The sequence below is a fragment of the Paraburkholderia madseniana genome (assembly GCF_009690905.1).
GTDB classification, from domain to species: domain Bacteria; phylum Pseudomonadota; class Gammaproteobacteria; order Burkholderiales; family Burkholderiaceae; genus Paraburkholderia; species Paraburkholderia madseniana.
In genome coordinates, this window is the sequence record NZ_VOSW01000098.1 from 1 (window position 1) to 24,559 (window position 24,559).

Sequence of the window (24,559 nt, forward strand, 5' to 3'; positions counted from 1 at the left end):
TATTTGATGATTTTAAAATCGGCTGTGTTCTCGTAGACGGATATCGCAGGCGCTCCGATAGTATTGCGGCGAGGCCGATGATTCTCATCGACGCCGTCCAGCATGGCACTTCAGGAAGCGCACCACGTGCGAAGCGAGCGGCAGTACGCGCGCCCGATGACTCGCGAGTGGATCCGGTCGTCAGTGACGAGAAGGCAAAGCGGGGTGAGTGATTCAGTAAAGGAAATTAGGAGCCCAAAATGCGTGCGGATGGAAATTCGTTGCGGTGGCTCATTGAGAAATGGTTTGGTTTCCCGTCTGACGGCGCCTATCGACTTACGCGATCATCGCGTGTGCATTCGCCTGTAGGTCGCTGCGTGTGCTTCGAATCGACTGGCGCCGGTGTTGCAATCAAAATATTCTTTTTCCGTCACGACGATGGGTCATGGAGTGTTTTTCCTCCTGCCTCGAAGAAGCCAACGTTCGCTCAAAATTAATTGCGTCGCGACGCAGATGTACCTGTTGTGTGGGGCAAAACTGGCACCCAGGAACCACATCGTATGGGTCGATTGCTTGCCGGGATTGGCGGGGAACCCATGTGTAGGAGGAGACGACTGATGGACATTATCGAACTGGCCATCGCTTCAGGGATGCACATCACGCTGGATGGTCGCATCGGCACGCAGGAATACAGCAGCGTGCATGGCTCGGTGCAGGCATTGCGACGCTTTGCTGAGGCAGTGGTGGTCACGGTCCCATTGGTTGCCAGGCATCAGGTGCTGACCGAAGCGGATGCCCGAGCCGACTCGGCGAACACTCAAGGCCGCGAGGCCGGCAATGATTGCTAGAACCTGACGCAATTGTGGCCCGTGCCGCAGGCTGGGGCAATGTGCGGTGCGAGCGGGTGTTTTTATCGGACGCAGGCGGGCAGGACTTTGTCGGCGACTTTCCCGCCCGCAGATCTCGTAGTTTCACGAACGGTGCTTCAGCCTGATCGCAGGCGCAGTGCCATATTGATCTGGGAATGAAGGAGACAGAACGTGAAGACAGATTCGATCGATACCGCAATTGGCGCGATTGCGGCCGGGCGGATGGTCGTCGTAGTGGACGACGAAAACCGCGAGAACGAAGGCGATCTGATTATGGCTGCGCAGGCCGCAACTGAGGCCGACATTGCCTTTATGGTGCGCTACACGAGCGGAGTGCTTTGCGTATCGCTGCCGGGGGAGCGTTTGGACGCGCTATCGCTTCCGCTGATGGTGGCGAACAATAGCGATTCGATGGGTACTGCATTCACGGTGAGTACGGACTATCGCATCGGTACGACGACGGGAATTTCGGCGGCCGATCGTGCCATCACTGTCAGGGCACTCGTCGACGAGAATGCCGACGCTGCGGAGTTTAACCGGCCGGGACACGTCTTCCCGTTGCGTGCGGTGCGCGGCGGCGTATTGCGTCGTCCCGGACACACCGAAGCAGGGGTTGACCTCGCGCGACTCGCAGGGATGGCGCCTGGTGGCTTGCTGGCCGAGATCGTCAACGACGATGGAACGATGGCGAGGTTGCCGCAATTGATGGCGTTCGCGCGAACACATTCGCTGCCCATTATCACGATCAAGGATTTGATTGCGTATCGCCGCAAGCATGAATGCATCGTAGAACGCATGTCGGTCGCGCGTCTGCCCACCCGATATGGTGTGTTTACGGTGTATGGGTATAAGGAAACGATTACTGGGCAGGAACACGCCGCGCTGGTAATGGGCGAATTGCCGGGAAACGACTCGCCTCTCGTGCGTGTTCATTCGGAATGCCTCACTGGAGAAGTGTTCGGATCGATCAGATGCGATTGCCGCGCACAACTTGATCTGGCGATGAGCCAGATTGCAGCAGAAGGCCGCGGCGTTATTGTTTATCTCAAGGGACACGAAGGGCGAGGCATCGGACTGACCGAGAAACTTCGGGCCTATGCGTTGCAGGATGAGGGCCTCGATACCGTTGAGGCAAATCTGCAGTTGGGTCTCCAGGTGGATGCGCGAGATTACGCGGTTGGCGCCCAGATTCTCCATGACCAGGGCGTAACAAAGATGAGGCTGATGACAAACAACCCGCGCAAGTATCAAGGCATCTCCGGGTTCGGATTGAGCATCGAGGAACGCGTGCCCCTCGTCACGGCACCAAACAGCGAAAACGCTTTCTATCTGAAAACAAAACAAGCCGTGCTCGGACACATGCTGGACTGACGTTTGCAAAACAGACGCTCAACACGGAAGAGCGCGCGGTCACCATGATCGAACATCGTTAGAGAGGCGCCACATAGGCCATTGCACGACTGTTTGGGCGAAGCGCCTCGACAGTCTTGCGTGAACTGGCGCGCCACGGCGCGTCGTCTATTAGCTGGCTGAGATGCGCCCGAGTTCGTCGTGGTCAGTGAGTTGCCAAACGCTGGACTTGCTAAACGTTGCACTTGACTCTTGAGGTGATCCCCATGGATCTGCGCAGGATTCGATATTTCGTGGCTGTTGCCGAAGAGCTGCACTTCGGTCGTGCGGCCGAAAAGGTAAATGTCGTTCAGTCGGCGGTTAGCCGGCAAATCAAGCTCCTGGAGGAGGAGCTTGATTTCACGTTGTTCACACGCATTGGCCAGAAGGTAGGTCTCACCATTCCAGGCGAAATTTTTCTGCCAGAAGCCTATGCAATCCTTCAACGGGCGGACGAAGGGCTGGAACGGGTGCGCGCTTGCGCTCGCGGCACGGTCGGCCGCTTGACGATCGGCTTCGTTGACGTCGCGCTCTGGGCGACTTTGCCGGCAATCTTGAGTGAGTTTCGCAGTCAAGCTCCGTCGATTGATCTGCAATTGCGGCAGCTTGACCGCATCGCGCAGATCGAAGCGCTGAATACCTCGGCGATCGATATCGCCATCTTTCCGTCACCTGCGCCACTGGATGCGGATATCTGTACTGAACCTTTCGCTGCTGCTCCCTTCGTGGCTGTACTGCCTAAGCAACACCGCCTCGCCGGTCGCCGTGACATCTCATTGCGAGAACTGGCGACTGAGCCTTTCGTCCTGTTCCCCACGCGTAAGCGGACCCGGATGCTGGAGATGATTGTCGCGGCCTGTTCCGGGGCGGGATACATGCCCAGGGTGACACAGGAGGCTGAGCAGCTTCATACCCTGATGTCGTTGGTCAACGCCGGGATCGGTGTGACACTCGCACCGAAATGGGTTGCTGAAAACTTTTCTACCGGCGCATCTTATGCGTACCTGACCGATCCGTTACCCAATTATGAGCTGCGGATCGCGTGGCGAAAGGCCGCGACCAGCACCAATGTCGCGATCAATCAATTTAGACGAGTCGTTCAGAGGATGTCACCTGATCTTGAAGCTAGACCGTTCCAGCAGATTTCTGCTCTGGAAGTTAGTGAAGTCGATTGAGATACTTCATCAAAATCACTGGAAAGGGAGACGATGGCTGATGGTCTGCGTGTTTTGGATGCGGTCGTCAATCCCTACAATGAATTGTATTGTTTAGGGGGCAAACGACCGTCTGGGTGGCACGGGCCATTGAATGACACCCAGAGCAGTCTGATTCTATTGACCGGGCTGACGGATCGTCAGTGCGTTGTTGACCGAGCTTACTCCACTTACACCTCGGGCGACTTCGCCGGCACGCTCGATTTGAGACTGGTCGCTGACCGAGCCTGCGAGCGTGACCGATCCATTCTTCGCACGCACGAAGATGGTCGGTGTGTCGACAATCTTCGCCTTGATCAGGGCCACTCGAACTTGTTTCGAAAGCGCACGATCGGCGGCTCTAGTCGACTTGGCTGATTGAGGCGTTGGGGCAGAAGCCTCACTTGTCTGGGCATAAGAACCCATTGACGCTGACGTGAGAAGGCAAAACACCAAAAAGGCAAACTTACATTTCATCGAGACATCTCCTAATAGATATTAGAGGCCAAAACTTCACCGCTTCGCAACTTCCTCATAGCGTTATCGCGTGTTAGCGCCATTCCTAAGCACATCAGAACATGTGCATGATGCCGATGTAACCACCTTGCTGATTATGTCCTTGCTCAGGTGGCGAATCTTGCGTCTCTACAGGAAACGCTGCATTTGCGCCGTTGAACATTGAGGCAACCACCACGTAGATAAATGTGCGCTTCGAGAGGTTGTACGTCGCGCCCAGGGCAGCGAGGTTGGCAGTTCCGCCGCCGTGGTTGACATTGGTGTGGTACCACGCAGCCTGTAGCTGAAGTGCCGGATTGAACTGATAAGACACGCCAACCCACTCCTGACTCGCTCGTGTCGCACCAACGGTGTTGGTCGAATCGACGACAGTATCCGATCCCGAGGAAACCAGTTGCTGGTAGCCCGTGTAGAACTTCCACGCCTGCAACTGGTACGTGGCACCAGCCATATACTCTCTCGAGTTGCTGTACAGGCCCGAGAAGTTTCCGTTCGCGTCCCGACGCTCGTCGTAGAGTCCGTAGCCAGTGAATCCGCCCAAAGAATATTGCACGCTCGCGCTGAATGTTCGCGATGCCTTGAAGTTACCAGCGGTATTCCCGAAGCCGTTTTGCACGCGAAACGAAAGGCCGTGCATCTCCGGCGAATTGTAGGTCAAAGCGTTCACCGCCTGTCCAGTTCCGCGGTACCTGGAAAAGTTGAGGACGCTGGTCTGCTGTGCGACAAACGGATCGAGGTACCACTCAGTCGCGTCCGACAACACCATTGCACGGCCAGCCCACAAACTGCCGTAGGTGTCGTTTGACAGGCCGACGTACGCATAACGATTCCAGTAAGCATCCCCGATTGTCTGGCCGGTTCCCGCAAGGAACATATTTTCCAGGTTGAAGACTACTTTCGTCCCCCCGCCAAGATCCTCTTTGCCGAGAAGACCAAGAAAGCTTGCCCCGTACTGATTGCTGCCAAACCGAAAGAGGTTTTTGCTGCCGTTCGGAGTCGCAACGTGGTTCACGAAATCAATATCAGCAGCCACACGTCCGTAAAGCGTCAGAGAGCTTTGGGCGTGCGCCGCACAAACACCGAGCGAGGTTAACATCACGCAAACGAGATTTCTTTTCATATTTCGTCTCCTAATGTAGTCATTTAATATGTCTAATTCAATTCTGCACGTCAGTCCTTAAGATAAAGAAAAAACACATCATCGGCGCGTAAGAAAATCGCTTTTATAATAAGAAATGTCAGGGTTTATTCATCTATAATATATATTGGAGTCCAAATTGATGTGCCGGATCAAACCGCAAATATTGCGCGTGAGCCTCCGAACGGGCGGAGCCGAACTGACCTATGCAGCGACCCCTAATGTGATGTGGTGCGAGATAAATTACATTGCTGTTTGAGCATGCGCGTCAAACTTGGTGGAGGCGTCCAATTTGAGAATCCGATCGGCGTTGCCATGCGCGATCTTGATCCGATCCGCGGGGGACAGCGGCAGAGCATCAAGGAATTTTCGCGCCGGTGCGTTGGCACTGTACGGATAATCCACGCTAAACATGATCCTGTCCGCACCGAATGCAGTCAGTGCGTTCAGGAAAGGTGACAGGTGAAATACACCCGATGTTGTTATGTACACGTTATCCACGATCGTGTGGCTGATCGGGTTCGCGCCACGGCTCAAAAGCACGTCATCGGCACGTCCGAGCATGAAAGGCAGCATTTCTCCCATATGCCCGACAATCACCGTCAAGCCGGGAAATTTCTCGAATGTTCCGGCTAGTGCCAACCTGAGGACATGAATCGCGGTCTCCGAATGCCAGCCGAATATTCCGGATGCAAGCAACGGCCCGGCTCGACCTGGCAGCCCGTCGTAGTAACAGTCATATACCGCCTTCGGTGGCAGATTGGGATGAATATAGATCGGCACATCGAGCGCGACAGCCCGAGCCAGCACCGGTGTGAAACGTTCGTCATCGAGGAAGCGGCCATCGGTGAGTCCGTTCACCATTGCACCGCGAAAACCGAGATCGGAGACGGCGCGTTCCAGCTCGTCTGCGGCTGCGTCAGGTTCTCGCATCGGCAGATGAGCAAATCCGCCGAACCGGTTCGGATGCCGGCGCACGGCAACGCCCAGGCGATTGTTCGTCTCTTCGGCGAAGCGGATTCCGGCACCACCGTCTAGAAGATCGGCCCCGGGCATACTCGCGGAAATGACTTGCTGAGTGATACCGTGCTCGTCCATGGCAGCAAGGCGGCCAACATCGAGATCCCCTAGTACGATGTCGCTCTCCGGGGAATAGCCGGGATTGCTGCTGGCATCAAAATGGGCGTGGACCAGCGGGGGAACAAGGAAATGCTCCTCAAGAGCTACGATCCTCATCTTCTCTCCTGTTGAGATAACCCGCTCGTCGCGACGATCCAATTTTTCACCGCGGAGGCCGGATTATTGCGCTTTCAGATGTCAGGAAACCTTGAGCGCGCCGCTGTCCATGTAGACGATCTCGCCAACGAGCAGACCGTCCCGGCACTCGAGTACGATCATGCACGGTGATTTGACCGACTTTCCGGAAACGTTGAGACTTTGCAGGTCGTCCCCGGCGGCTTCCACGTCGAACTCTCCCTCGACGTAGATGTAGGTGTCCACGACGGTCACGCGCGTAAAAGACTTGAGCGCCGGACCAGGCCACTTTTCGAAACGGTCGAGATAGAACTCGCGGATGCCGTTAAAGCTGTCTACGTCAACGCCGAGTGCCGGAATTCTTTGGTAGGAGCCAACCGGATGAACCGTCGCCATCGTTTCTTCGATGTCGCTCGACCATTCCGCGACGAGATGGCGTTCAAACACTTCCTTGTTTGCCCGGCTCAGGTCAGTGTCCGCCACAAAGACGGGGCCGTTTGTGTAGCTTTCGATTGAAAAGGGTTTGCCTTGCCACATCAGAGCTTTGGTACGGGTCTGCGGGGTTGCCATATTCTGTCTTCTCCTTGTAGATAGAGCTCAACTGACTGGCTCGTCACGGCCTTCGCGTCTATGCGTGCCAGCCCATACCCCATAAGCTAATGCCGCCTTCATAGCGTGTCCAACGGCAAATCCTGATGGCATGATCGAATCTTGTGAACGTCCTTCGGGCCTTCAGACTGGGTCACTGCGACTGCCGAATGAGATCTCAAAGTGAGATTGCCCAATCAGCATTTGCTGCTGGACATGCCGTGGCAGCCGGATAATCTATGCGACATAAGGAAGACGCGCCGACCGTGTCGAGCGTCGCATACGTTTACATAAGCAGAGACCTGCAGGAGGGACATTGATGCCTGGCTCGACCAATCCGATCTTCAACGCCAACCGGATGAAGATCGGCATCTTTGCCATAAATGGCAGAGGTGGGATCATGACGACGGTACCGGAAGCCTATGAGCCAACCTGGGACCTGTCGGTGAAGACTTCGCAGATGGCAGACGCAGCCGGTTTCGAGGCGATTGTCTCCTACGCCCGCTGGAAAGGCTGGGTAACAGGTGGCAATGACGATTCCACTGGCCTCACGATGGATCCTTTCACGTGGGCAGCGGGCATTGCGCAGGCGACGCGCTATTCCGCCGTCTTTGCAACCTCGCATGCCCCCACGATCCATCCTATCCTCGCGGCCAAGCAGAGCTCGACGATCGATATCATTTCCGGCGGCCGCTTCGGGCTGAATGTCGTAGGTGGCTGGAACAAGCCCGAACTCGAGATGTTCGGTGCGCCCTTCAAGGAACATGATCGACGCTACGACCATCTGTCGGAATGGCTCGCCGTTATCCGCCAGCTCTGGCAATCTCATGAGGAATTCGACTTTCATGGGGACTTCTTCGATGTCGTGCGTGGATCGTCGATGCCCAAGCCAGTGCAGAAGTCGAATCCGCCGATCATGAATGCAGGTGGATCGGACCGGGGCCGGCAATTTGCGTGCGAGAACGCCGATATGTGCTTCCTCATCATCCAGTCTGAGTCGCCTGCGGCAATCCGGCACCAGGTGGACGAGTATAAGCGCCTGGCGAGAGAGGAGTTCGGCCGCGAGATCCAGGTATGGACCAATTCGATGGTGATGCAGCGTGATACGCAGGCGGAGGCGGATGCCTATTACCACCGCTGCATTGTCGAGTATGAAGACAAGGCGTGCGTCGATGCGTGGATGCAGATGCAGCAGGAGCACGCAAAGCTCATGTCACCCGAGGCATTGAAGGCTTTCCGTCAGCGCATGGCCGGCAGCGGTGGCGGTTTTCCGCTGATAGGCTCCGCGGCGCGTATTGCGGAGCGCCTGGAGATGCTGGCGGACTGCGGGCTCGACGGCATTCTGCTGACCTGGGTTGATCCGCTGGACGGGATCGGGCGCTTCACCCGAGACGTGCTTCCGCTTATGGAGCAGACTGGCCTGCGTGCGCCTTTCACCGCACGGAGTCAGAGCGAGATGAGTCGGACCTGATCGCTTGTCGGCATGTGAGGAGTTAAATATGAACGAGATCGTAACGATAAGCCAGGGGCAGTTGAGGGGAGAGCCGTCCGTGGACGGCGAGGTGACTGCGTTTCGCGGCGTTCCATTCGCGTCGCCGCCTGTTGGCGATCTGCGCTGGCGTGCTCCGCAGCCTCCGGCTGCCTGGAGCGGGGTGAGAGACGCCACGCGCGCGAAGTCCATTGCGATTCAACAATCGATGTTAGGTAATTCGCTTCTCCCCTTTGGCACTGAAAGCCAGTCAGAGGATTGTCTGTATCTCAACGTATGGACGGCGGCCAAGGATGCCGCAGAGAAGCGTCCGGTGATACTGTGGATCCATCCCGGTGGCTTCCAGTTTGGATCAGGATCGACTCCCTTCTTTGATGGTGACGCATGGGCGCGTGACGGGGTGGTGTTCGTTACCATTAACTACCGTTTGGCGAAACTTGGTTTTCTCGCCCACCCTCAGCTTTCTCTGGAAAATGACGAGGGCATTTCCGGCAATTACGGGCTGCTTGACCAGATCGCGGCGCTCCAGTGGGTGCGGGACAACATTGCTGAGTTCGGCGGCGACCCTGGATGCGTGACTATCTTCGGCATTTCTGCGGGCGCCTCCAGCGTCAGCCTGCTCATGGCATCGCCCCGCGCACGCGGCCTGTTCCATCGAGCGATCGCTGAGAGCGGCGGAAGTTTCGGTACCGTGGCTGAAGATAGCGGTGTTGCTGATCGCTGGCAATCTCTTGCGGCAGCAACACGGTCGGGTAAAGCTTGGACCGACGGTATCACAGACGGTGCCAACCTGGACATCCGGACGCTCGATGTCGATACGATCCGCGCAGCGAGCGGTGTCGACGGCACCAATATGCAGGGGATTTTTGACGCGGCTCAGCCAATTGTGGATGGGGCGGTACTGCCGGCGGGAAGCTATCAGATCTTTGAGAGCCGGCAGCAAGCTGCTGTCCCGCTACTCGTTGGGTCGGTGGCGAATGAGGATCTCGTGATCGGTTTCTCCCCCAGTCTCGCAGCGTATCGCGACTACGTTCAAATAGAATATGGCGATAGCGCGGAGCGCTTCCTTGCGCTTTACCCAGCCGCGACAGACGCGCAAGCGCTTGCCGCTAGCCTGAAGGCCAATAGTCACCGCGTATTCACCTGGCAGAATTGGACATGGGCCCATCTTCATGCCGCAGGTGGCCACGACGTCTACTACTACCAGTTTCAGAAAGCTCCCCCAGTGCCGGCTGATAGTTACGACGAACAGGCCTTCCCAAGGCCGCTGGGCGCTTTTCACTGCAGCTCTATCTTCTTTAGTTTCGATCGCTTTAGTCTGCGAGATTGGCCATGGCAACCCGGGGACTATGCTTTGGGCAAGACAATCCGCGCTGCCTGGGTGCAATTCGCCCGTACCGGCCGTCCGGCGGCGAAGGGTCTTCCAGATTGGCCGGTTTTCGATCCAGCCGCACCGCGTGTCATGGCGTTCAACGATGACATCGGCTTGACCCATGTGCCCTGGCTTGAGCATCTCCGCTATTGGGATGCACACTATGGTGCACGACGTGCTGCGAGCTATGTCACCGGTTAGGTGGAGACGCACTTGGTTGGTCCAGGCAGTGAGAGTCTTTTAGGAGCGGCGAGTTTCTCTTGCTCGATAAAAGCGCTTCGGGAGTTCGCCGCAGGTTGAGGCGATCATTTAACAATCTGTTTATAAACATGATGATAAGGAATGCAAATGATATAAGGAGGATAGATTCTCGATTTTGCGTCTGCCGCTGTGCCTGGCGGTATGAATTCGACGCGTTGAACCAGGTAGGTTGACGAAATTGCTGATCAAAACAATGTGCTCGGAGACCTACGGCGGAGGGCACCGCTGATACTTATCGTTGGAGGAGACAAAATGTCTGTTAGCTACGTCATGGTCGCGATTGCCATCGCCGCCAATCTCATTGCCGTCTATTTCATGAAGCTCTGCGCCGGCATGACACTGCCATGGCCCACCCTTGGAATGATTCTCGCCAATATGTTGACGCTTTGGTTCCTGGGGCGAGCGATGGTTGCCGGAGCGCCGGTTAGTGCCGCAGTGACAGCGTTGACCGTTGGCGTAATGATCGGCTCGTTCCTCATAGGTCTCTCGTTCGGCGAACGGATTTCGGTTTTTCAGGGAATTGGCGGGGTGATCGCCATCGCGGGCGTTGTCATTGGAAACCTGGCTTAGGAGATCGAGTCGTGTTTTTTATCCGCTCGGTGGCAAGTGAGATGGACGCTTGTGCCAGGCACTGAATTCTGCTGGAGGGGACACATGACATCGTTGAAAGGCAAGGTGGCCATCGTCACCGGCGCGGGCCGAGGCATTGGCCGCGCTATTGCGGTCAAGCTTGCGCAATGCGGTGCAGAAGTTGTTTTGGTCGATCTGGAAGCGCCGGCCGAATCGGCGAAATTAGCCGGAGATTCGGCAATGGCTTTCGCCGGGGATGTGTCAATCGAGGCGACATGGGCAAAACTCGGACATGCCATAGACGAAAGGTTCAACCGTCTGGATATCGTCGTGAACAATGCCGCGGCCTTTCCGCGTGGCCTGATTGACGAACTGGACTTCGACACATGGCGTAGGGGGTTCGCAGTCAATCTCGACGCACAATTCTATAGCGCGAAGCATTTCGTGCCACGCATGCGCAAGAATGGCTATGGTCGATTCATTGCCATATCGTCCAATTCGATCGGCATTGCGGAGCAGGCGCTCAGTGCCTACATAGCGACGAAAATGGGCGCGATCGGGTTTATGCGAGGTCTCGCCAATGACGTCGCCGCCGACGGGATCACCTGTAACGCGATACTCCCGTCCCTGACCGATACGCCTGCCACGGCTGGCATGCCCGAGGACGCGAAACGCGCCGTCTGGCAGCAACAGGCAATCAAGCGAATAGCGGAGCCGCGGGACCTTGTCGGTCCGGTCGCCTTCCTTGCGAGTGAGGAGGCCGGGTTTATCACAGGGCAGGCGTTGGTCGTTGACGGTGGGCTCTATAAGGTCAGCTAGTGTTAGCCGACCAACCTCATCAACAATATGAGAGGACAACCATGACAGGCAGGCTTCAGGATAAGGTTTGCGTTATCACAGGTACGGGTGGGAGCATGGGGCGCGCCGCAGCGCTGCTATTCGCACGAGAAGGCGCGCGTATCGTAGGGTGCGATTTAAACGAAGCAGCTGCCGCGGCTACGGTAGAGGCGGTGTTCGCTGCAGGCGGCGAAATGGTCTCCCGGCATCCCTGCAATCTCGCTCATTCGGATGAGTGCCGCGCCTTGGTCGATCTCGCGATTGAGCGCTTTGGCCGGATCGACGTACTCTACAACAATGCAGCGATGGCCTATTTCAACTGGATTGAAGATATTTCAGATGAAGAATGGACGCGCAGCCTGAACGAGGAGGTCAGTCTCGTTTTCTTCCTCACTCGCACTGCCTGGCCCTACCTTAAGAAAAGCGGCGGCACGATTGTCAATACGGCCTCCGCGAACGCGTACACGACGGTACGCACGCTCGGATCTTTGGCGCATTGCACATCGAAGGCCGGTGTCATCGCGATGACGCGCCAGATGGCGATGGAGGGGCGTGAATTTGGCATCCGTGCCAATTCCATTTCCCCGGGAGTGACTGAGACCAACCAGACCCGCGAGCAGCTTAATAATAAGGAATGGGCCGATCACGTGCTCGGTCGGATTATGCTCGGCCGCGCCGCAAAACCAGAAGAGGTGGCGCAGGCGGCACTCTTCCTGGCTTCGGACGAGAGCTCTTATATCACCGGCACAGATTTGATCGTGGATGGTGGAATGCTTGCCTGGTGATCCACTATCACCACTTTCGATCATGCCATCTGAATTCGCCGTTGGACACGATGTCACGACGCCACTAGCTTATGCGATATGGACAGCACGCATATACGCGAAGGCTTGTGACGAGCCGGTCAGTTGACGTCTATCTATAACTACGGGATGGAATAGGGCAATGGAGCCAACTCGTACGAAGATTTATGTCACCCCCATCATCAAGCTGGAAATCCCTCGTGGAGAATTGAAATGAACACTTCGGGTTACTCGAACAACGACGTGGGCCTTTTGGCAGGGCGTCTTCTCATGGCGATAATTTTTGTTATCAGTGGCGTGGAAAAACTCATTTCGCCGGGCCCTACTATCGGTTACATCGCATCCTTAGGGTTGCCTGCACCGCTGCTGGGGTATATCGGTTCAATGGTACTTGAACTGGTATGCGCGACGTCGCTGATTCTTGGGTACCGCACTCGCGTCGTAGCGTGGGTACTGGCGATTTACTGCGTTGTGACTGCGATCATCTTCCATCATGCATTTGGCGACCAGAGTCAAATGTTCAACTTCCTCAAGAACGTCGCCATGGCGGGCGGCCTTCTGGCCTTCTCAGCCCATGGTGCGGGTGCATTCAGTATCGACCGTCGGATCAATCGTCGTGCTTCGATTGTGGCTCCGTCTGCGCTTTAGTCGTATTGCTCGATCCAGTCTATGCCCACCAGCACTCGCTTTGCCGTCGCTGTCCACACACTCGCTGCACTTGCCGTCAACGGCGGCAAGCCGCTGCGTTCGGAGGATCTGGCCAATTCGGTAAACACCGGTGCGGTGGTCATTCGTGGCTTGCTTTCGCGGCTGAGCGACGCAGGTCTAACGAAGTCGCAATTGGGCGCCGGCGGGGGCGCATTGCTAGCAAAGCCGGTTAAAAGGATCCGTCTGCTGGACGTTTATAACGCGGTCGAGGATGCGGAGCTCTTCAGCCTGCCTCGGACACCGCCATGCATTGCCTGTCCGGTCGGCGCTAATATCCAGGAAGCCATGCACCCGGCGCTGCAACGGGCCAGAAACGCACTCGAAGCCGAACTTTCCAGGTACACGATCGCCGATATTGTTGCCGAGGTGGCGCGGCTCGGGAAGTCTCGAATTCTGCATTCCTGAGTTTTCTTTCGTCTATGTGTCGGTGTGTCGTCGACATATATACCTGGTCGAACGCATGTGCATGGCGTGCGGGGCCGGTGCGTATTTCGCAGGTATTTTTTGCCCCGGTCTTTGGGCCGTGGTGGCCACGGCGGCCTGAGCCGAATTAACTGTTGGAGGATTAAGGCATGAGCATTGGCATTATCGGCGCAGGCGCGTTGGGATCGAACCTGGCCCGGGCGTTCGCCAAGGTGGGCATTTCGGCCATCATTTCGAACAGCCGGGGCCCTGAATCCCTCGCGGGATTGGTCCAGGAACTCGGTCCGGCGATCAAGGCCGGTACCACGGAGGAAGCAGGCAAGGCGGACATCGTCTTCGTCGCCATTCGCTGGGTGGATCTGAAACGAGTGCTTTGGGGGCTGCCCGCATGGAACGGGCGCATTGTCGTCGACGGCACCAATCCTGTCGAATGGATCGACCCGGACTCACCGGACGCCAATGACCCGGGCAACCCGCTGGCTGCCTACGGTATCAAGCCAGTCGATCTTGGCGGCCGTCACTCGAGCAGCGTGGTTAGCGATCTCGTTCCTGGCGCGCGTCTCGTCAAGGCATTCAACCACCTCGATGTGAACGTTCTGCACGAGCCGGAAGTGTCTGGTGGAAATCGCGTGGTGTTTTACTCGGGTGACGACCTGGATGCCAAAGCGACCGTCCGCTCGCTTATCGCGAAGGCCGGCTTTTTCGCAGTCGATCTTGGAGCGCTCGATGTCGGCGGGCCGCTAGCATCGTTGCCGTTCGGCCCGCTGGCTGGAGTCAGCTTCGTCAAAGTGTGAGGCGAGGGGAGGCTCCGGTGTTCTGGACAAGCGCTGCCCGCGGCTCACCGAGTGAGCGGCGGGCAACGTTGTCCTTGCCGATGGGTGCCTCAGATGCCGGCTCATGCTCGCAGAAATGGGGAGGTCCTTATGGGCGGTTCACCGAGGGGCGGAAACGCGCTCCATAGTGATCTGCTCGCAGCCTGGGTCCGGTTTCCGGAAACAGCTGTTCGCGCATGGTGCCTTCCTTATAGCCTGTCTTGATGGCTCCCCTTTCCTGAAGACGTGGGATGACCAGATCGATGAAATTCTGGAGATTATCAGGTTCGACGGTACGCACGAGATTAAATCCATCCACATCGGCTTCGTCGCGCCATTTCAACAGCGTATCGCAGACCTGATCGGGCGAGCCCACAATGAACGCCTCTCTTCCACCGACATTGGCGAAGCGCGCGAGGTCGCGCAACGTCACTTTGCCCATGTCGCCGGTAGCTCGCATGGAATCGGCGATGGACTGGACAGCATTGCTTTCGACCACGTCAATCGGCGCGTCGGGATCGTAACGCGACAGATCCACTCCGAGCCAAGTAGAAAAAATCGCGAGATTTCCTTCCTCGCTTGTGTAGCGCTGATATTCCCGGACCCGATCGCGCGCCTCGTCTTCAGTGGCACCGACGATGACGGTAGTTGCATTGAACACTTTTATGGAATCTGGCGTACGTCCGGCGGCTACCGCGGCCTGGCGATATCGCTGAGTTGTTTTGCTGGCAAAGTCGATGCTGTTGGTGGACATGAAGCTGCACTCCGCATGTCGACCCGCGAAGGCGATCCCTCGGGATGAGGCACCAGCTGAAAAGAGCAATGGTGTCCGCTGGGGCGACGGTTCACACAAGTGAATGCCGTCGCAAGAGAAATGCTCGGAACGATGATGAATCGTATGCACCTTGGAGGGATCGGTGAAGATGCCGCGCGCACGGTCGCGAATCGCAGCGCCGTCCTCCCAACTGGCTTCCCAAAGCTTGTAAACAAGATCCATGTACTCGTCTGCAACATCGTAGCGGGCGTCATGTGAAACCATCTCGCTCTGCCCCATCGCTTTCGCGGTTGATGGCATCACGCCGGTAACGATGTTCCATGCCAGCCGGCCTTCCGTGAGTTGATCAAGCGTCGACAGACGGCGGGCAAGGAGATAGGGCGGTTCGTAAGTGGTGTTGCCGGTCACACCGAAGGTGATATGTCGGGTAACGGAGGCCATGGCCGAAATCAACAACATTGGATCGTTGGCGGGAAAGTGCGCGCCGCTTCGCATTGCGGCATCGGGCGCGCCGCCATATGTGTCCGGCACGCCAAGTGCATCGGCAAGGAACACGCAGTCGATCAATCCCGATTCCGCCTGTTTGGCGAGGTCGATCCAGAATTTGAGCTTGTTGTAGTCAGCTCCGGTTGACTGCGGGTGCGGCCACATTCCTGCCCATGATTGCGTAGGCGAAGGCATATAGAAAGCGTTGATAGCGATGTGGCGCTGGGATGTCATGAGACTCTCCAATTTAAAGTTATGCTAATTAAATTATTGAAAAGAGTTGGCGAATGGCGCACGCAGGCCGGCCTGCACCATAAGCGGAAGCACGTCCCGCGTGATGCGCCAGATCCCGTCCGCCACTCCCGGTCACCATGGCAAAGATGCCGATCTTCATCCGGTCAGCGTGTCTTCCTTATGTTGCATAGATTATCTGAATGTCGCGGCATGTCCAGCAGCAAAACCTGATAGGGCAATCTCACTTCGAGAACAGGGGGCAGAGCGACGATGTTTTTAATTGACTTTGTCAGTCGCTGATTGAGTAGTCCTCTAATCAAAGCATGTCACCTGATCTTGAAACCAGATCACGCTGTGAGTTTTCTGTTCTGGACGTTAGTGAAGTCGATGGAGATACTCTCTAAAAATCACTGAGGAGGCGAACGATGATTGATGGTCTGCCCGTTTTAGATGCTGTCGTGCACGCCTACAACATGGATGCGGCGAACTACGCCAATCGCTTTGCCGCCCCGTTATGCGATCTTGTTTATGGATCGGTCGTGGCGACAGCGCGGCATGGCTACGCACCGACGCGGGCGCAATTCTATCGGGACTGGTCTATCCAGGAGGCGGCTGAGCAGGTGTTCCTCGAAAGCGATACCGATCTCGCCGTTTATCACGTTCTGCCCATATTCTCGTTCAAGGACGGGTTGTGCAGCCTGGAAAAGGCAATTGAGGCTCAGGCGCGATGGCCGAATAGGTTTATCACTTACTGCGGCGTTGATCCGATGACCGGTAAGGCCGCGCTGGATGAACTGGAACGGCAGGTGGAACTGTTGCGTCCGGTCGGACTCAAGCTCTATCCGAACAGCTGGGTTGGCAGCGAGATACGTGGATGGAAGATGGACGATCCGGAGATCGCGTTTCCATTGTTCGAACGGGCCGAGAAGCTGGGGATCAAGGTCGTTGCCGTACATAAGGCACTTCCGCTTGGGCCTGTGCCCATGGAGCATTACAAGGTCGACGATATCGACCGGGCATGCATGGCTTTCCCCGGGCTGAATTTCGAGGTTGTCCACGGAGGCATGGCGTTCCTCGAGGAGACGGCGTGGCAGCTCGCGCGGTTCGACAATGTATATGTCAATCTGGAGATCACCAGCGCTCTGGCGGCAAGCCGCCCGGCGGCATTTCTTCACGCGATGGCTGCGTTGATCGGCCCAGGAGGGCAGCATGCTATCGAGCGGATTCTGTGGGGCACGGGAGCGATGGCCTTTCATCCACAACCGCTGCTGGAGACGTTCGTACGCGAATTCGCTTTTCCGGAGGCGCTGATCGAAGGCGCTGGTCTTCCGCAACTCGATCTTGCCGCCAAGCGCGCGATCCTGTTTGACAATTATGGCCGCATGACGGGACTCGATCTCGAAGGCCGCCTCTCAGCTACGCGCGACGACGAATTCGCACGCCGGCGGCCAGACGGGCCGCTCGCACCGTTCTCAACCGTGCAGGAGGTTTCCAATGCGTGAGACCACCGGAATTCAAACCATGCTCGATCAGGTGGTCGATCCCTGCTCGATTGCGACAGGCCTTCCAATTAGCCTGATCGACATGGGAATGGTGACGAAGGTAACGCTGAACGAAGACGGTGTGGCGCACATTGGGTTGCGCCTGACCAGTCCGGTTTGCTGGCAAGCGGCCAATATCATTGCTCAGGTGGAGCAGGTGGTGGCGCGCGTGCCTGGCGTCAGCAAGGTTATCTGTACAGTCGATCCTGCGTCGGAATGGACACCGGACATGATGGCGGCGGGCCCCCGCGCCGAACTGCGCCGCCTGCGGCCAATGGGAGCATTGTCGTGAACACCGTAGCCACAAGCGAGCAGGCATGGCGCGTGCCGCCGGTTGAGGCGGTGCATCGCAGCCGATATGTCGAGGTGGATGGGATGCGCACCCATTATCTCGAGGCTGGCGATGGGCCTGCAGTCGTGCTGTTTCACAGCGGCGAGTTTGGCGGTGGTGCCGAGACGAGCTGGGAATATCTTATACCCGCGCTCGCCCGTCATTTCCGGGTGATTGCCCCAGACTGGCTTGGATTCGGCAGGACTGCAAAGATTCATGATTTCGACAGCAAGCGGGAGCGCATGCTGTCGCACATGGTGCGTTTCATTCAACTGATGGCGCTGGACAAAGCGCATTTCGTCGGAAATTCGATGGGGGCAACCTTTCTGCTCCAGATGGCTGCCGAAAGGCCGTGCCGGTTGCCGATAGATCGCCTGGTCGCGATTAGCGGCGGTGGTTTCATTCCCGACAACGAAGAACGCCGCCGCCTGCTCGACTATGACGGCAGCGAGGAAGCTATGGCTGGTCTGCTCGCTGCCATATTCGAAGATCCCGTCTGGTATCAGGATCGCGAGTACGTCCGCCGCCGCCATGCACTTAGTGTCGCACCTGGGGCGTGGGAGGCGATCGCAGCGGCACGCTTTCGCTCGCCGCAGGCGCCCGTGCGTACTGAGTTCGGCGGCGCCGATCGCACGCCGTACGGGAACATAACAGCCAGAACGCTGATCGTTGCAGGGGATCGGGACAGGCTGCGGCTTCCGGGGTTCGCTGACGAACTCGCTGCGTGCATTCCTGACGCCCGTGCGGCGGTTCTCGCGAACGCTGGCCACTGCCCGAACATCGAAAGGGCAGATGAGGTAGGAAAGCTAATCATCGAGTTTCTGACGGAAGGCGCCTGAACTTTCTGTTTGACGCGCCGTAAGGCGCCGATCTGACCTGGCAAATTGATATCACACGCATCTTCGTTTCCGCTTCGTTTCCGTTTCGCTCCGGCCTTACAAGAGGTCCCATGTCCAATACCGCAGCTATCGAGTCCGATCAGGCTCGTGCCATCGTTTATCGTTCCCGTGGCCAGAGCCACGGCTACATCACGCGCCTGATGAGTCCTGGTGATCTGGGGCGGGTCCTGAAGCCGTTCGTCTTCCTCGATCTCTTTGACAATCGTGGGGACGTCTTTCCGACCTTCGGCCTGCATCCCCATTCGGGGCTCGCGACGCTGACCTACGTGGCCGAAGGTAGTGTCAGCTACGAAGACACGAACAACGCGACCGGCATTCTGCGTGCGGGAGGAGTGGAATGGATGCGCGCCGGCAAGGGGGTGTGGCATGCGGGGGGAGCAGGCGAGCCGGGGTTGACACGTGGTTTCCAGCTCTGGGTCGCGTTGCCGCCGGATTTGGAGCTCGGTCCGTCGGAAAGCGTCTATCAGCCCGCAGCCGATATTCCGCAAATAGGGCCCGCCCGGGTGCTGCTTGGGGAGCATGAGGGTGCCAAAAGCTCGACTGCAATAGCCATGTCGATCAACTATCTCGCAGTTACTCTCAAAGCGGGCGAGCGCTGGCGTTATCAGCCGCCCCAGGGGCACTCTGTCCTCTGGCTGGCCATGGGTAAAGGACGAGTCTCCATCCCGGAGGTATTGGAGCATGGCGAGATCATTGTCTTCGAACCAGGGGAGACACCTGTGGATTTCCTCGCCTTGGATGATGCCGAGTACGTGATTGGCTCAGCCGTCCCGCATCCCCATGACCTGGTGCTTGGCTATTACTCTGTCCACACTTCAGCGCAGGCTCTGCAGATTGGCGAGGCGCAGATCCAGCACATCCGTCGTGGCCTCGTTGAGCAAGGGCGCCTTTGAACGCGCATTGCCCGCAGCACCGAAAGGAGACGCAATGACTAACGATAATCCGGACGCATCGCGTACCGCTTACTACGAGCAGATTGCCCGCCAGCGTATGACGCCGCTTTGGGAATCGCTGCACAGCCTCGTTCCGAAAGCGCCTCGGCCGAAAACGCTGCCTGCGATCTGGAAATATGCGCAGGTGCGGGATCTCGTGATGCGGGCCGGTTCCCTGATCAGCGCCGAAGAAGCTGTGCGTCGCGTGTTGGTGCTCGAAAACCCGGGTCTCCCAGGCAAGTCGAGTATGACGCCGAACCTGTACGCCGGACTGCAGCTGATCCTGCCCGGCGAGATTGCCCCCAGCCACCGGCATACGCAGTCGGCGCTGCGCTTCATTGTAGAAGGCAAGGGCGCCTGGACGGCCGTCAACGGCGAACGCACAACGATGCACCCGGGTGATTTCATCATTACGCCGTCATGGACATGGCATGACCACGGTAATCCTTCCCTGAAAGAGGGGGGCGAACCGGTTGTGTGGCTCGATGGCCTGGATATCCCGCTTGTCGCGCACATGGACGCTGGTTTTGCCGAAAACTACTCCGAGGCTACGCAGCCGATCTCGCGGCCCGAGGGCGACAGTTTTGCGCGCTTTGGCCACAACATGGGGCCTGTGAGGCACCAGGTATCCGATCCCACTTCACCGATATTCAGCTACCCCTATGCGCGCAGCCGCGAAGCGCTCGACGCGTTGTACCGCAATGGTGAACTCGACGAGTGGGACGGCGTGAAGCTGCGCTACGTGAATCCGGCCACGGGCGGCTGGCCCATGCCGGGCATCGCGACGTTCATGCAGTACCTGCCCGCAGGCTTCAAGGGGCGCGCCTATCGCAGCACAGACGCAACGATTTACTGCGTCGTAGAAGGCAAGGGCACGGTCAGGATCGGCGACGATGAGTTCCTGTTCGAACCACATGACGTGTTCATCGCACCGTCGTGGGCACCCGTGCGGCTCTCGGCATCGGTGGAAAGCGTGTTGTTCAGCTACTCGGATCGCCCTGTGCTTGCCGCACTGAATTTGCTGCGCGAAGAACGCAGCTAGACGCAGCCGTTTTGCTTCTGCACGCCCTGCTCGCGGCACGCTGCTGCTTTCTTAACCCTGTCGAGTTAAAACATTATGGCTTTTGTTTTCCCGCCCGAAGCGCCCATCGCTGTTCCCGTCGCCGGCGGCGACGCTCAATTCGCGGTGCGCCGCGTCTATTGTGTAGGCCGGAACTATGCGGCGCATGCGCGCGAAATGGGCTTCGATCCAGATCGCGCACCGCCGTTCTTTTTCTGCAAGCCTGCCGATGCCATCGTGCCCGTCGCTTATGGCGAAACACTCGAACTGGCTTATCCGTCGCAGACGCGGAACTACCACTACGAAGCTGAACTCGTAGCGGTGATCGGCAAGAGCGGCTCGGATATCGATGTCGAACAGGCGCTCGAGCACGTATGGGGTTACGCGGTAGGCCTCGATATGACGCGGCGCGATCTGCAAATGAAGATGCGCGAAATGGGGCGTCCGTGGGAGGTTGGCAAGGCGTTTGACCGCTCGGCGCCGATTGGACCGATTCATCCGACCAGCGAGGTCGGCCACTTCGAAAACGCCGGCCTGTGGCTGACGGTCAACGGCGAGACCAAACAGCAGAGCGACGTGTCGTATCTCATCTGGTCGGTCGCGGAGACAGTGGCGTATCTGTCGAAGTTCTTCCGCCTCGAACCGGGTGATCTGATCTTCACGGGCACGCCTGAAGGCGTCGGTGCTGTGCAGAAGGGCGACACGATGAAGGTCGGCGTCGATCGTCTGGGTGAAATCGCCGTGAGCGTCGTTTGACGTCAGGCGTTGCAATTGATGGAAGAACTCACTGTGCAACTCCATAGCTTCTTCAACAGTTCGACATCGTATCGCGTGCGCATCGCGCTCGCTCTCAAGGGGATTGCCTATGAAACGCTGCCCGTCAACATTCGCACAGGCGAGCATCGTGCCGCCGATTACGTTGCGAGCGTGAATCCGTCCGCTTTGGTGCCCACGCTGATGGACCGGGATTTCAGGCTCGGTCAGTCTCTGGCGATCATCGATTACCTTGACCGGCAGTATCCTGAACAGCGCTTGATCCCGCTCGAACCGAACCTGCGCGCCCGCGTGCTCGAATTCTCGTTGCTGATTGCCTGTGAAATCCATCCCGTCAACAATCTGCGCATCCTGCGCTATCTGGAAACGGAACTGAAGGTCACGCCGCAACAGAAGGCCACGTGGTACAGGCACTGGATTGCAGAGGGGATGGGCGGCGTCGAGCGACTGCTCGAACGCAGCGATGCAGGTCCGTGGTGCTTCGGCGCGCAGCCTACGCTCGCCGATGTGTGCCTTGTGCCGCAGATCGCCAACGCACTGCGCATGGAGTGCGATCTGCGGCCATATCCACGCTCTCTTGCCGTCTATGCGCACGCGTCGAAACACGCAGCGTTCGAGGCCGCCCAGCCACTGTATCAGCCCGATTACAGCGCCTGATCTCCTGGCCTGAATGAAGAGGATTCCTACTGCATCGGAGACGCTACTGCTCAGTCAGCAACGGCATAGCTCTCGAGCCAATGAGCATAGGGTGCGGGAAGTGTCCATGACGCACGGTCGATCCCGAGCTTGCGCGCTGCGGAATACGGCCAATGAGGATCGGCAAGATGCGCGCGCCCAACCATCACGAGGTCGAGTTGTCCATTTTCAACACAACGATTTGCGAGTTCTGGCGTATCGATGCCCCACGCCGATGCAACAGGTAGTTGCGCTTCGCGGCGTATGCGTTCGGCAATGGGCACGAGGAATGCAGGTGCCCACGGAATTTGAGCTGTCGGTGTGGAGAAGCCTACGCTAACGCTCAGCATGTCCAGACCCGCACGCTTGAAGTTCTTTGCCAGTTCGATGGATTCGGCGAGGGTCTCCTCGTCGCGCCCGTCGTATTCGATGACGCCGAAACGGGCGGTCAGTGGCAGATGTTCGGGCCATACATCGCGCACCGCCGCCAGAGTCTCCAGCAGGAAACGGCTGCGGTTATCGAGGCTGCCGCCATAGACGTCGTTCCGTTGATTCGAGTGCATCGAGAAAAAACTCTGGCCGAGATAGCCGTGTGCAAAGTGCAGTTCGAGCCATTCGAAGCCGGCGTCCCGCGCGCGTTTCGCGGCCGCTACGAAATCCTCGCGCACCCGGGCGATGTCCTGAAGCGTCATTGCCTTGGGTACTTTCGGCAGATGGTCGCCGAATGCGATGGCCGACGGCGCGATGGTCTGCCAGCCGCGAGGATCGTCGGCAGCGATGTGGTTGCCACCTTCCCACGGCCGGTTCGCGCTGGCTTTGCGGCCTGCATGGGCGAGCTGGATGCCGGGCACGGCCCCGGCCGCACGGATTGAAGCGACGATGGGCGCAAAAGCCTGTGCGTGCTGGTCGCTCCAGAGGCCGGCGCAACCTGGCGTAATTCGACCCTCCGGCGACACCGCAGTCGCCTCGACGATGACGAGGCCTGCGCCGCCGCGTGCGAGTCCGGCAAGATGCACGCGATGCCAATCGTTGATCAGTCCGTCGACGGCGTTGTACTGGCACATCGGCGGAATTGCAATGCGATTGCGCAGAGATACGTCCTTAAGGTTGAAAGGAGTGAACAAGGCGGACATCCGGCGTGCTCCTTGAAAAATCGCGATTTCAGTTGATATCGATGCAGGTGACGCTCGACTTAGTCGACACGTCTTTATGTCGCATAGAATTGACCCGTCGCAACGTCATGTCCAACAGCAAATGCAGATGAACCGATCTCACTTTGAGAACATCATGCAGATCGACATTGCTGCTGAATAGGCGAGGGGGATGGTTGAATCGCGGTGCGGATGGATGATGACGCAATCATATACATCCGCAAGATCGATTCGGAGTATGGACTGCGCATGCAATCTCGTGTGGGACGACGAAACCCACTCTACAGCACGGCCATAGGGAAAGTTCTGCTGGCGTGGATGCCACCTGAGGACGTCCGCGAGGCGCTGGCCAACGTCGAGTTCAAAAAATCGACGTCAAGGACGCTCGGCTACCATGGCGACGTATCGGCCAGAAGTGAGCAATGAGGCCGCTCGTCCCCTCATCGCGTACTAAAGCGCGGTTCGTCGATCCATACCGCGAGCCAGGCTTGCCATTGCTCCCACTCGCCGACCAGATCTGACGCGTGCCTCCCGGCCGGGCGGCCGTCGGCGCCGATTCGGGCGTACATCGTGCGCGCGCCGTCCCACCACGCGATCCAGCAATCGGCCACCTCCGCGATCGTCCCAGCTGGGAGCGATTGCAGCATGCGGGTCAATCGCAGGTCGAAATCGGTTCATGCATGCGCGTCCGTAGCGCCTCCTTGATCTGCCTGAGTTTCGCCCGCATGCGATCCCCTCGGGTCTTCCGCTGTAACTGGAAAGCCCCACGACGAGATCTGTGCGGGGGGCTCAGTAATGGGCATCCCTACCTCAATCCTCGGCCACGTAGAGTCACTCGTCCCTCGCCTCACTCGGACATTCAGACGGCGGCTCCGCGCCAGCAAACAGCCATTCGATCCCTACGTAATCGCGCGGCGAGTTCTTCGGCAAACCGCGACAGGGCCGGGGCGATTGCGATCGCGGTGACGGCAAGGATGAGGAGTTCGACGGAGACGACGAAGCCGGCGTCGCGTTCTGAAAGCGAGAGACCGTCGATCAGGCCAGCAATCATAAAGGGCGACATCTGCGTGACCAGCCCACCGACCACCTGCGCGGTGATCGCCCCGACTACGAGGGACGCGGGATCGCGAGGAGTCGACGGATCGCGCGGGGTTCGGTCATGGTTCGGCTGCGCTCCCTTGTTCGCCGGCCAGAGCACCCACGGTTCCCGGCAAGGCTTGGGCCGATCGGTCAGTCGTTGGCAGCGGAAGTGTTGGCCCCATTGCTTATGCTGGTCGGCCGTTGCGGGCATTCCTCCTGCCTCACTCGTGACTGCCAGTGAATGACCGCTTCCGCGTAAAGCAACGTCGCGCATCGACCTACTGCCGGCCTGGCCCCCGAGACTCACCCTGGTCAGGGCGAAGGCGCTCAACCTCCTAACGCCGGAACGACGTTCTGCAAGATCGCTTCGATCCTTTTCCATACGTTGTTACTCAGCAGTGTTCGGCGCATTCCGTCTCA

General features: G+C 58.0%; 27 protein-coding genes and 1 pseudogene. 20 read left to right on the forward strand and 8 right to left on the reverse strand.

Features of this window, described 5'->3' with window-relative positions; genetic code table 11:
* The first annotated feature begins 596 nt into the window (after positions 1-596).
* The 4 genes from FSO04_RS35860 to FSO04_RS35870 all read left to right on the forward strand — a co-directional run bounded on the left by FSO04_RS35860 (position 597) and on the right by FSO04_RS35870 (position 3,412).
* Positions 597-827 carry a hypothetical protein gene (locus FSO04_RS35860; RefSeq protein ID WP_154566242.1) on the forward strand — a complete coding sequence of 77 codons (231 nt, stop codon included), beginning with the start codon at positions 597-599 and terminating at the stop codon, positions 825-827.
* A gap of 192 nt (positions 828-1,019) precedes the next feature.
* A complete protein-coding gene (locus FSO04_RS35865) occupies positions 1,020-2,219 on the forward strand; it encodes a bifunctional 3,4-dihydroxy-2-butanone-4-phosphate synthase/GTP cyclohydrolase II (protein WP_168435961.1) in 1,200 nt (399 codons plus the stop codon).
* Positions 2,220-2,299: 80 nt separating this feature from the next.
* The gene (locus FSO04_RS48860; protein ID WP_372342378.1) at positions 2,300-2,410 is read left to right on the forward strand and encodes a hypothetical protein; all 111 of its coding nucleotides are present in this window, start codon (positions 2,300-2,302) and stop codon (positions 2,408-2,410) included.
* Positions 2,411-2,464: 54 nt separating this feature from the next.
* Complete coding sequence (locus tag FSO04_RS35870; RefSeq protein ID WP_154566243.1) at positions 2,465-3,412, forward strand: LysR substrate-binding domain-containing protein; 948 nt, start codon at positions 2,465-2,467, stop codon at positions 3,410-3,412.
* Between the two features lie 156 nt (positions 3,413-3,568).
* On the opposite strand, the gene FSO04_RS35875 is transcribed toward FSO04_RS35870, so the two are convergent.
* The 4 genes from FSO04_RS35875 to FSO04_RS35890 all read right to left on the reverse strand — a co-directional run bounded on the left by FSO04_RS35875 (position 3,569) and on the right by FSO04_RS35890 (position 6,908).
* Positions 3,569-3,907: a BON domain-containing protein gene (locus FSO04_RS35875; RefSeq protein ID WP_154566244.1), complete on the reverse strand. Its 339-nt coding sequence runs from the start codon at positions 3,905-3,907 to the stop codon at positions 3,569-3,571.
* Between the two features lie 94 nt (positions 3,908-4,001).
* Positions 4,002-5,066, reverse strand: a complete 1,065-nt coding sequence (locus FSO04_RS35880) for a porin (RefSeq protein WP_154566245.1) — start codon at positions 5,064-5,066, stop codon at positions 4,002-4,004.
* Between the two features lie 261 nt (positions 5,067-5,327).
* Positions 5,328-6,362 carry an amidohydrolase family protein gene (locus tag FSO04_RS35885; RefSeq protein ID WP_199203083.1) on the reverse strand — a complete coding sequence of 345 codons (1,035 nt, stop codon included), beginning with the start codon at positions 6,360-6,362 and terminating at the stop codon, positions 5,328-5,330.
* Positions 6,363-6,401: 39 nt separating this feature from the next.
* Positions 6,402-6,908 (reverse strand): nuclear transport factor 2-like protein, encoded by a 507-nt coding sequence (locus FSO04_RS35890; RefSeq protein ID WP_154566246.1) that lies wholly within the window; start codon positions 6,906-6,908, stop codon positions 6,402-6,404.
* Positions 6,909-7,245: 337 nt separating this feature from the next.
* Between FSO04_RS35890 and FSO04_RS35895 the strand changes: the two genes are divergently transcribed.
* From FSO04_RS35895 to FSO04_RS35930, 8 genes are all read left to right on the forward strand, one after another.
* Positions 7,246-8,397, forward strand: coding sequence for an LLM class flavin-dependent oxidoreductase (locus FSO04_RS35895; protein ID WP_154566247.1), 1,152 nt, complete (start codon positions 7,246-7,248; stop codon positions 8,395-8,397).
* A 28-nt stretch (positions 8,398-8,425) separates the two neighbouring features.
* Positions 8,426-9,988 (forward strand): carboxylesterase/lipase family protein, encoded by a 1,563-nt coding sequence (locus tag FSO04_RS35900; protein WP_154566248.1) that lies wholly within the window; start codon positions 8,426-8,428, stop codon positions 9,986-9,988.
* 312 nt (positions 9,989-10,300) lie between these two features.
* Positions 10,301-10,618 (forward strand): SMR family transporter, encoded by a 318-nt coding sequence (locus FSO04_RS35905; RefSeq protein ID WP_154566249.1) that lies wholly within the window; start codon positions 10,301-10,303, stop codon positions 10,616-10,618.
* Positions 10,619-10,702: 84 nt separating this feature from the next.
* Complete coding sequence (locus tag FSO04_RS35910; RefSeq protein WP_154566250.1) at positions 10,703-11,437, forward strand: SDR family NAD(P)-dependent oxidoreductase; 735 nt, start codon at positions 10,703-10,705, stop codon at positions 11,435-11,437.
* Between the two features lie 41 nt (positions 11,438-11,478).
* Positions 11,479-12,240: an SDR family NAD(P)-dependent oxidoreductase gene (locus FSO04_RS35915; RefSeq protein ID WP_154566251.1), complete on the forward strand. Its 762-nt coding sequence runs from the start codon at positions 11,479-11,481 to the stop codon at positions 12,238-12,240.
* 231 nt (positions 12,241-12,471) lie between these two features.
* Entirely contained in the window at positions 12,472-12,906 is a 435-nt protein-coding gene (locus tag FSO04_RS35920; protein ID WP_154566252.1) for a DoxX family protein, read from the forward strand.
* A gap of 21 nt (positions 12,907-12,927) precedes the next feature.
* Entirely contained in the window at positions 12,928-13,371 is a 444-nt protein-coding gene (locus tag FSO04_RS35925; RefSeq protein WP_154566253.1) for an Rrf2 family transcriptional regulator, read from the forward strand.
* A gap of 167 nt (positions 13,372-13,538) precedes the next feature.
* The gene (locus tag FSO04_RS35930) at positions 13,539-14,183 is read left to right on the forward strand and encodes an NADPH-dependent F420 reductase (protein WP_154566254.1); all 645 of its coding nucleotides are present in this window, start codon (positions 13,539-13,541) and stop codon (positions 14,181-14,183) included.
* Positions 14,184-14,310: 127 nt separating this feature from the next.
* Here FSO04_RS35930 and FSO04_RS35935 read toward each other — a convergent pair whose 3' ends face one another.
* Positions 14,311-15,696 carry an LLM class flavin-dependent oxidoreductase gene (locus tag FSO04_RS35935; protein ID WP_154566255.1) on the reverse strand — a complete coding sequence of 462 codons (1,386 nt, stop codon included), beginning with the start codon at positions 15,694-15,696 and terminating at the stop codon, positions 14,311-14,313.
* 425 nt (positions 15,697-16,121) lie between these two features.
* On the opposite strand from FSO04_RS35935, the gene FSO04_RS35940 reads away from it, so the two are divergent.
* From FSO04_RS35940 to maiA, 7 genes are all read left to right on the forward strand, one after another.
* Positions 16,122-17,198, forward strand: coding sequence for an amidohydrolase family protein (locus tag FSO04_RS35940; protein WP_154566256.1), 1,077 nt, complete (start codon positions 16,122-16,124; stop codon positions 17,196-17,198).
* Positions 17,191-17,529, forward strand: a complete 339-nt coding sequence (locus tag FSO04_RS35945; RefSeq protein ID WP_154566257.1) for a metal-sulfur cluster assembly factor — start codon at positions 17,191-17,193, stop codon at positions 17,527-17,529. Before FSO04_RS35940 ends, FSO04_RS35945 begins: the two co-directional genes overlap by 8 nt.
* Positions 17,530-17,561: 32 nt before the next feature.
* Positions 17,562-18,407, forward strand: a complete 846-nt coding sequence (locus tag FSO04_RS35950; RefSeq protein WP_199203084.1) for an alpha/beta fold hydrolase — start codon at positions 17,562-17,564, stop codon at positions 18,405-18,407.
* Positions 18,408-18,517: 110 nt separating this feature from the next.
* Entirely contained in the window at positions 18,518-19,360 is an 843-nt protein-coding gene (locus FSO04_RS35955) for a pirin family protein (RefSeq protein WP_154566258.1), read from the forward strand.
* Positions 19,361-19,394: 34 nt separating this feature from the next.
* Positions 19,395-20,441: a gentisate 1,2-dioxygenase gene (gtdA, locus tag FSO04_RS35960; protein ID WP_154566259.1), complete on the forward strand. Its 1,047-nt coding sequence runs from the start codon at positions 19,395-19,397 to the stop codon at positions 20,439-20,441.
* 75 nt (positions 20,442-20,516) lie between these two features.
* On the forward strand, positions 20,517-21,215 hold the full coding sequence (locus FSO04_RS35965; RefSeq protein WP_154566260.1) for a fumarylacetoacetate hydrolase family protein: 699 nt from the start codon (positions 20,517-20,519) through the stop codon (positions 21,213-21,215).
* A gap of 33 nt (positions 21,216-21,248) precedes the next feature.
* Entirely contained in the window at positions 21,249-21,890 is a 642-nt protein-coding gene (gene maiA, locus FSO04_RS35970) for a maleylacetoacetate isomerase (RefSeq protein WP_168435963.1), read from the forward strand.
* Between the two features lie 50 nt (positions 21,891-21,940).
* On the opposite strand, the gene FSO04_RS35975 is transcribed toward maiA, so the two are convergent.
* Positions 21,941-23,041: an NADH:flavin oxidoreductase/NADH oxidase gene (locus tag FSO04_RS35975; protein WP_154566262.1), complete on the reverse strand. Its 1,101-nt coding sequence runs from the start codon at positions 23,039-23,041 to the stop codon at positions 21,941-21,943.
* Between the two features lie 213 nt (positions 23,042-23,254).
* Between FSO04_RS35975 and FSO04_RS35980 the strand changes: the two are divergent.
* Positions 23,255-23,446 (forward strand): annotated as a pseudogene (locus FSO04_RS35980) (IclR family transcriptional regulator domain-containing protein); the annotation flags it as partial.
* 53 nt (positions 23,447-23,499) lie between these two features.
* Here FSO04_RS35980 and FSO04_RS35985 read toward each other — a convergent pair.
* Positions 23,500-23,706, reverse strand: a complete 207-nt coding sequence (locus FSO04_RS35985; RefSeq protein WP_154566263.1) for a hypothetical protein — start codon at positions 23,704-23,706, stop codon at positions 23,500-23,502.
* A gap of 212 nt (positions 23,707-23,918) precedes the next feature.
* Positions 23,919-24,350, reverse strand: coding sequence for a 6TM ABC transporter family protein (locus tag FSO04_RS47145; RefSeq protein ID WP_199203085.1), 432 nt, complete (start codon positions 24,348-24,350; stop codon positions 23,919-23,921).
* Positions 24,351-24,559 lie beyond the last annotated feature (209 nt).